8 protein-coding genes are annotated in these 7318 nt (G+C 72.3%); 3 read left to right on the forward strand and 5 right to left on the reverse strand.

Annotated features, from left to right (window positions below):
- Nucleotides 1-582, reverse strand: a 582-nt coding sequence (locus ABD194_RS20775; protein ID WP_343995077.1) for a DUF1345 domain-containing protein, incomplete at its 3' end; no start/stop codon positions are given.
- 147 nt (nucleotides 583-729) lie between these two features.
- On the opposite strand from ABD194_RS20775, the gene ABD194_RS20780 reads away from it, so the two are divergent.
- The 3 genes from ABD194_RS20780 to ABD194_RS20790 are packed head-to-tail and all read left to right on the forward strand — an operon-like array spanning nucleotide 730 to nucleotide 3195.
- A complete protein-coding gene (locus ABD194_RS20780; protein ID WP_343995079.1) occupies nucleotides 730-1728 on the forward strand; it encodes a diacylglycerol/lipid kinase family protein in 999 nt (332 codons plus the stop codon).
- A gap of 13 nt (nucleotides 1729-1741) precedes the next feature.
- Entirely contained in the window at nucleotides 1742-2467 is a 726-nt protein-coding gene (locus tag ABD194_RS20785) for a phosphatase PAP2 family protein (RefSeq protein ID WP_343995081.1), read from the forward strand.
- Nucleotides 2464-3195 carry a phosphatase PAP2 family protein gene (locus tag ABD194_RS20790; protein WP_343995083.1) on the forward strand — a complete coding sequence of 244 codons (732 nt, stop codon included), beginning with the start codon at nucleotides 2464-2466 and terminating at the stop codon, nucleotides 3193-3195. Before ABD194_RS20785 ends, ABD194_RS20790 begins: the two co-directional genes overlap by 4 nt.
- 11 nt (nucleotides 3196-3206) lie before the next feature.
- Here the strand turns inward: ABD194_RS20790 and ABD194_RS20795 are convergent, their stop codons facing one another.
- The 4 genes from ABD194_RS20795 to ABD194_RS20810 form a co-directional block, all read right to left on the reverse strand.
- Nucleotides 3207-3992, reverse strand: coding sequence for a DUF1206 domain-containing protein (locus ABD194_RS20795; protein WP_343995085.1), 786 nt, complete (start codon nucleotides 3990-3992; stop codon nucleotides 3207-3209).
- A gap of 102 nt (nucleotides 3993-4094) precedes the next feature.
- Complete coding sequence (locus ABD194_RS20800) at nucleotides 4095-4277, reverse strand: hypothetical protein (protein WP_343995087.1); 183 nt, start codon at nucleotides 4275-4277, stop codon at nucleotides 4095-4097.
- A 134-nt stretch (nucleotides 4278-4411) separates the two neighbouring features.
- Nucleotides 4412-5254, reverse strand: a complete 843-nt coding sequence (locus ABD194_RS20805; RefSeq protein ID WP_343995089.1) for an acyl-CoA thioester hydrolase/BAAT C-terminal domain-containing protein — start codon at nucleotides 5252-5254, stop codon at nucleotides 4412-4414.
- A 2-nt stretch (nucleotides 5255-5256) separates the two neighbouring features.
- Nucleotides 5257-7318, reverse strand: a 2062-nt coding sequence (locus ABD194_RS20810) for a DEAD/DEAH box helicase (protein ID WP_343995091.1), incomplete at its 5' end; no start/stop codon positions are given.

The raw sequence follows: 7318 nt of genomic DNA on the forward strand, positions 1-7318 counted from the left end.
GAGGTAGGCCAGAAGGCAGTGCCAGAGGATGACCCGGCGCACCTGCGTGGAGCGGACCGCCGTGTCCGAGACCTGGTAGGCCATGCCCAGGTTGAACGAGAAGTAGGCGAAGTCGCTGAAGGAGGGGTCCTCCTCCATGTTGAAGTCGATCGGTGCCCGGCCGCCCGTGCGGTTCGCGTAGTAGAGGCGTGCGTAGCGCAGGACGTAGACCGTGTGGACGCAGAGCCACCCGACGGCGACGACCAGCACGCCGACGAGGGCGTCGACGACCTGAGCCGTCCCGCTCGACTGCCCGCCGATCAGCAGGACCCCGACCCCGGCGAGGCTAGCGAGCCCGACGACGATGACGACCACGTCGTACCACGCCGCGTCGCCGTCCCGGCCGCGCACCCGTTCGCGCGTGGTGGCGGCGTCCAGGCGCAGCACGTGGACGAGCAGTGGCACGGCGAACACGAGTCCGCCGACCACGAAGCCCGCGAGGGTGTGGGTCAGCACGTTGTGGGCCGGGCCCAGAGGCACGAACAGGCCCGCGATCACGCCGATGACGACGGCCACGGCCAGACGGCGGCGGATGAGGTGCACGAGCGCACGCTACAGCCGGCCCCGTCGAGCAGGCTGGGAGCGCGCAGGAGAAGCGCTGGGGTTCGGCTGACAGCCGTCTCGGGGTATGTCCTGACACGGTCGAGCTCGACGGCCGCCCCCTCACGCCACGAGCCCTAGGATCCGCTCATGTCCGACACCCCCAGCGCTCGGCGCTCCCTCTCCGTCGTCTACAACCCGCTGCGGGTCGACGACCTCGACGCCGCCAAGGCGATCGTCGCCAGGGTCTGCGAGGAGAGCGGGTGGGCCGACCCCGTCTGGATCGAGACCACCGCCGAGGAGACCGGCGAGAAGCAGGCCCGCGAGGCCGTCGAGGCCGGAGCCGACGTCGTCGCATCGCTCGGCGGCGACGGAACGGTGCGCGCCGTCGCCTCGGCCCTGGTGGGCACCGACGTCGCCCTCGGCCTGCTGCCGGGTGGCACGGGCAACCTGCTCGCCCGCAACCTCGACCTCCCGGTGGGCCAGCTCGACGACGCCGTGCGCGCCGTCGTGCAGGGCCGGGACCGGCGCATCGACGTCGGTGTCGTGCGCCTCTGTGACGACCTGCCGGAGCCCGAGTCGAGCCGCGCCACCAAGCAGAGCCCGCCGAGGGTGGCCGACGACGAGGAGATCTTCCTCGTCATGACCGGCTTGGGCCTGGACGGCGAGATCATGGCCGACACGGACGAGAAGCTCAAGGAGAAGGTCGGCTGGGTGGCCTACATCGCGGCGGCGGCCAAGAAGCTGTCGGGCCGCGGCTTCCCCGTGGAGGTGAGGTCCGGCGGTGGCGAAGGCGTCGTCGGCGCCCCGCGCGAGTCGGTGTCCCGCACCGCCCGTGGCGTCGTCGTCGGCAACTGCGGCACCCTGCAGGGCGGGGTCGAGCTGATGCCCGAGGCCGTCGTGGACGACGGGCAGCTCGACGCCGTCGTCCTCGCTCCGCAGGGCGGGCTCGGCTGGCTGTCCGTCGCCGTCGACGTCGTGACGCGGCACCGCGCCGGGCACCGGCGCCTGGACCGGCTCGTCGCCCCGGACCTCACGATCGTGGCCCGGCACCCCGTCGAGGCCGAGATCGACGGCGACCCGGTGGGGCCGCACCGCGCCCTCGACATCCGGGTGCTCCCCGAGTCACTGGTGGTGCGCGTTGGGTGAGAGGACCGCCGTCGTGCAACGCACGAGGCCGGCCGGCCGGGGCCGCAGACTGCTCAAGAGCGTCGGGTACGGCCTCGTCTTCGCCGTGCCGCTGACCGCGCTCGCCTTCGTCGTGCGCGAGAAGTTCTCGCCCGTCGTCGACCTCGACCAGCGCCTCATCGTCGCCGCGACGGACCTGACCCGCGCCAACCCCGGACTCAAGACCTTCCTCGTCTTCTGGCAGGAGCTCACCCAGCCGTGGAGGCTCTACATCGTCTCCTCCGTGGTCTGCCTCGTCGTCTGGCGCCGTCACCGCGAGCTCGCCACGCGCTGCCTCTGGGCGTTCGCCACGCTGATGGTCTCCTGGAACCTCCAGCTCGACATCAAGCAGGTCGTCCAGCGGGCCAGGCCGGTCGTGGGCGACCCGGTCTCCCACGCCCCGGGCTACAGCTTCCCGTCCGGACACGTCGCGTGCGCGGCCGCCATCGCGTCCACCATGACGATCTTCCTCTGGCCCCTGCTCTCGACGACGGGACGCCGCGTGCTCGTGGCCGGCCTGACGGCATACGTCGTCGTCACGAGTCTGGACCGCGTCCTGCTCGGCGTGCACTTCCCGTCCGACGTCGTCGGCGGCCTCATCTTCGGGGTGGGGCTGGCCACGGCGTCCTACGCCGGATACCTCGGGTGGAACCCCGGCCCGGACGACTCCCCTCCGCCGGAGGGCAAGGTCGGGCCCGAGTCATCGAAAGGCACCACGTGAACCACACCTTCGTGCACCGTTACGAGCTCGACTCCTCCCGGCCGCCGGTCGGGTCCGCCCTGCGTGACGCGGCCGTGCGCGCCATCGCCCCGGCCTTGGTGCTCTTCGCCGCGATCGTCGGCATCGGCTTCCTCATCATGGGTCCGCTCGGTGGGCTGCCCGCCGAGAACAACCTCAGCAGGTCGGTCGCCTCGGGCCGCACCGCCCTGATGAACTCGGTCACGATGGTGTGGTCGCACATCGGCAACACCGAGATCGTCATCGGCGTCTGCGTCGTGGCCGTGGCCCTCATCTGGTGGCGCACCAAGCAGTGGTGGTATGCCGTCGTCCCGGCCATCGCGATCGCCGTGCAGGCGAGCGTCTTCGTCGCGGCCACCGCCATCGCCGACCGGCCGCGCCCCACGGTCAAGCACCTCGACCCCGCGCCGCCCACCTCGAGCTACCCGAGCGGTCACATGGGTGCCGCGACCGCGCTCTACCTGACCTTCGCGCTCATGGCCCAGCGCATCGAGACGGCCTGGCTGCGACGTCTCGTCACCACCGTGTGCGTGGTCGTGCCGCTGCTCGTCGGCTACGCCCGTCTGTACCGCGGCATGCACCACCTGCTCGACATCCTGGTCGGGCTGGTCAACGGCGTCGTCTGTGCGCTGCTCGCGTGGAACTACCTGCGGCGCAAGGCGAGCAGTGAGCGTGCGACCGTTCCTGCGCGCCAGGCCGTCACGAGCTGACCACCAGCTGATCAGACGTCGGCGTGCCGGGCGCGGCCGAAGCTGTACACGCCGAAGGCGATCAGGCCGATCGCCACGAGCGCCAGCAGCACCTCACCGCCCGGCGCGCCGAGCAGGTTGTGCAGGGCGCCGTCGAGCCCGCGGGCCTCGCTCGGCTTGTGGCGCACCGCGGCGAGGACGAAGAGGCCGCCGACGATGGCCAGGGCGAGGCCCTTGGCGATGTAGCCCACCCGGCCGGCCTTGACGATCCACTGGCCCGGGTAGCTCTCGAGGTCGGTGATGAACTTCTTCTTCCAGCCCTTGACGACGTGGTAGACACCGACCGCCACGATCGCCAGCCCGATGATCGCCACGAGCCACTGGCCCGCGGGCTGCTTCATCAGCGTCGCGGTGAAGTCGGTGGTCTGGCTCTTGCTCGACGTCCCGTGGCCGCTCGCGAACTTGAACGCCGTCCACGACAGGACGAGGTAGACGACCGCCTTGGCCGCGGCCTTGACCCGGTCGCCGACCTCCCACCCGCCGGAGACCGCCTCGGTCACCTGCCAGAGGGCCAGGCCGAGCCACGCCATGACGGCGACCCAGAGCAGGACCAGCCCGAACCCGTTGTCGGCCAGCGAGCCGAGGGCACCCGACTGGTCGGCGCTCGTGCCCTTGGACCCGAAGGCGAGCCGCAGCGCGATGATGCCGATGACGACGTGCAGCACGCCGTTGACGGCGTAGCCCACGCGGGCGGTCGTCTCGAGCGCGGGGTGGTCGCCGGCGCGCCGCGACGCGGCCATGAGGTCGGTGGTGTTCATGGACGCCATCCTGTCGAGTGAGGGGTGCCGAAGCGGCCATTCGGGAACATACCCGCACGGGGGCCCGAATCGGCCCGTCAGGAGCCGCCACGTCGCGGGGCCTCACACGAGGCGCACGTGCCGGCGGGGACGGTCGACGCGGGTGCGCCGTCGACGGGTGGGCCGCGGCATCACCGGCGCCGGGGCCGGCGGGTCGACGTGCCGGCGGCGCGCGAGCTCCGCCCCGCGCTGGAGGTCGGCCTCGCGCGCGGCGATGAGGGCGCTGACGATGTGGGGAGAGAGCATGGTGGGGATCCTTCGAGGTCGCTGTGCTGCTGACCTCTCCAGCGTCGTTCTGAGGCGGGCCCTCCCACATCGGGAGGATGACGTATGCCGTGTCGCCGGCTACCTCAGATCGGCGTGGTCCACGACCCGGCGCCTCAGGGCAGGTCGAGGACCCGGCGGATCTCGGGCCACGCGCGCTCGCCGAGCTCGCGGTCGGCTGCCTCGGTGCCGCCGCGGGCCATGCGCTGGCCGCCGGACGCGACGTCCTCTCCGGGCAGGACGACGCGGTGGCCGGCCCGGGGGTGGGTGACGACGGTCGTCGGCAGGTCCAGGTTGCGGCGCCGGGCCTCCACCGCGCGGGCGAACTGCACCGACGGCCAGACCCGGTCGTCGCCACCGGCGACGAGCAGCACGTCGCCGAAGAAGCGCTCCACCGGGATGGTCGCCGCCGCCACGCGGTCGGCGAAGGTGCTCAGGGACTGCCCGTAGACGGGGGCGTATGCGGGTGGGTCCCCGAGCGGCTCCGCGTCGTCGTCGTAGGGCACGAACGGCACCGGGTCGCCGCCGTGGGACCAGGACGAGTGCTGCGGGCGCAGCTCGCCGTCCGGGCCCGGACCGACGTTGGCCCACGCCACGTGGCTGGGGGCGAGCGCGACGACGGCGTCGACGGCGGGGTCGCCCACGGCATACAGCAGGAAGGCCTCGGCCGACTTGGAGGCGCCCAGCAGCACGACCCGGTCGCAGCGCTCCGCCAGCGACGCGACGGCGGGGGCGAAGGACTCGAGCGGGTACTCCCAGATGCCCGCCGGCTGCCCCTCACCGCCGAACCAGCGGTACGTCAGGGCAGCGGACACGCCGGCCGACGCGAGCAGCCGGGCCCGCTCGCGCTCCACGCGCCCGCTCGACCCGGAGAGGACGAGCACTCCGGTGCCGTTGCCGCCGCCGGCGGGCTCGACGAGCACGCCGTCGTGCGCCCAGCGCGTCTCAGGCAGTCCCACGCTCAGCCGCCGAGCCGCTCGAAGGCCGTGACCGTGAGCACGGCGGCGCCGACCTCGTCGCTGGCGGCGAGGTCGACGACCGCCATGATGCCCCAGTCGCGGTCGCCGTCGGGGTCGAGCACGACCTGGCGCAGGCGCCACTCGGCGGGAGTGCGCTCGACCTGGAGCAGTGCCGGCGACCGCGCCTCCTGGTCGGTGGCGATGGAGTCGTGGTCGTCGTAGTAGGCACCGAGCGCCTCGTTCCATGCGTCGGCGTCCACGAGCACCTTCTGCGGGGGCTCGGTGAGCTCGGCGACTCGGGCCTCGAGCTCCCCGAGGGCCTCCCACTGGTCGCGGGCCGCGAGCTCGACGCGGTGGAACATCGCGTTGCGCACCATGACGGTGAAGGCGCGCTCGTTGCCGGTGATGGGGCGCGCCGGGGGAGCGACGTCCGCCTGGTGGGCCAAGGCTTCGGAGGGGTTGACGAGGTCCTCCCACTCGTCGAGCAGGCTGGAGTCGGTCTGGCGCACCAGCTCGCCCAGCCACTCGATGACGTCCTCGAGCTCCTCGGTGCGGTGGCTCTCGGGGATGGTGTGGCGCAGCGCTCGGTAGGCGTCGGTGAGGTAGCGCAGCACCAGCCCCTCCGATCGGGACAGGCCGTAGTACGAGACGAACTCGTTGAACGTCATGCCCCGCTCGTACATCTCGCGCACCACCGACTTCGGCGAGAGCGCGTCCTGCGAGATCCACGGGTGGGTCTGGCGGTAGGCCGTGAGGGTGACCTCGAGCAGGTCGGCGAGCGGCTTGGGCCAGGTGACCTCCTCGAGCCGCTCCATCCGCTCCTCGTACTCGACGCCGTCGAGCTTCATCGCCGCGACGGCCTCGCCGCGCGCCTTGGACTCCTGGGCCCACAGCACCTGGCGCGGGTCCTCGAGGATCGCCTCGATGACGGAGACGAGGTCGCGGGCGTAGGTGTCGGACTCGGGGTCGAGGGCGTCCATGACCGCCAGCGCGAAGGGGGCGAGCGGCTGGTTGAGGGCGAAGTCGCGCTGCAGGTCGATCGTGAGGGCGTGACGGCGACCGGAGGCCTCGGCCGTGGGCAGCCGCTCGACGACGCCGGACGTCAGCAGCTCCCGGGCGAGCACGAGGGCGTGCCGCTGCAGCCGCCGCTGGTCCTTGGCCTCGTGGTGGTTGTCGGAGAGCAGCCGGACCGCGTGGGCGACCGGGTTGCCCTCGCGGGCCAGGAGGTTGACGAGCAGCGAGTGCGACACCTTGAGGCGCGGTTGGAGCGGCTCGGGCTCGGCGGCGATGAGCCGCTCGAACGTCTCCTCCGACCAGCTCACGAAGCCCTCGGGCGCCTTCTTGCGCTGGACCTTGCGCTGCTTCTTCGGGTCGTCCCCGGCCTTCTCGACGGCCCGGTGGTTCTCGATGACGTGCTCGGGCGCCTGCGCCACCACCCAGCCGCGCGCGTCGAAGCCGGCCCGTCCGGCACGGCCGACGATCTGGTGGAACTCGCGCGCCTTGAGCGTGCGCTGCTTGGTCCCGTCGAACTTCGTCAGGCCGGTGAGCAGCACGGTGCGGATCGGCACGTTGATGCCGACGCCGAGGGTGTCGGTGCCGCAGATGACCTTGAGCAGCCCGTCCTGGGCGAGCTGCTCGACGAGCCGGCGGTACTTCGGCAGCATCCCCGCGTGGTGCACGCCGATGCCGTGGCGCACGAGCCGCGACAGGGTGCGCCCGAAGCCGGCACCGAAGCGGAAGCCGCCGATGCGGGTGGCGATGGCCTCGCGCTCCTCCCGCGTCGTGATCTTGACGCCCGTCAGGCTCTGCGCACGCTCGAGCGCGGCCGCCTGCGTGAAGTGGACGACGTAGACGGGGGCGCGGTCCTTCTCGAGCAGCTCCTCGATGGTCTCGTGGAGGGGGGTGACGGCATACGAGAACTCGAGGGGGACGGGGCGCTCGGTGCCGGTGATGACGGCCGTGGAGCGGCCGGTGCGTCGGGTCAGGTCGTCGCGGAACATCGTGACGTCGCCGAGCGTGGCCGACATGAGCACGAACTGCACCTGCGGCAGCTCGAGGATCGGC

The sequence above is a fragment of the Terrabacter terrae genome (genome assembly GCF_039529575.1).
Lineage (GTDB): Bacteria > Actinomycetota > Actinomycetes > Actinomycetales > Dermatophilaceae > Terrabacter > Terrabacter terrae.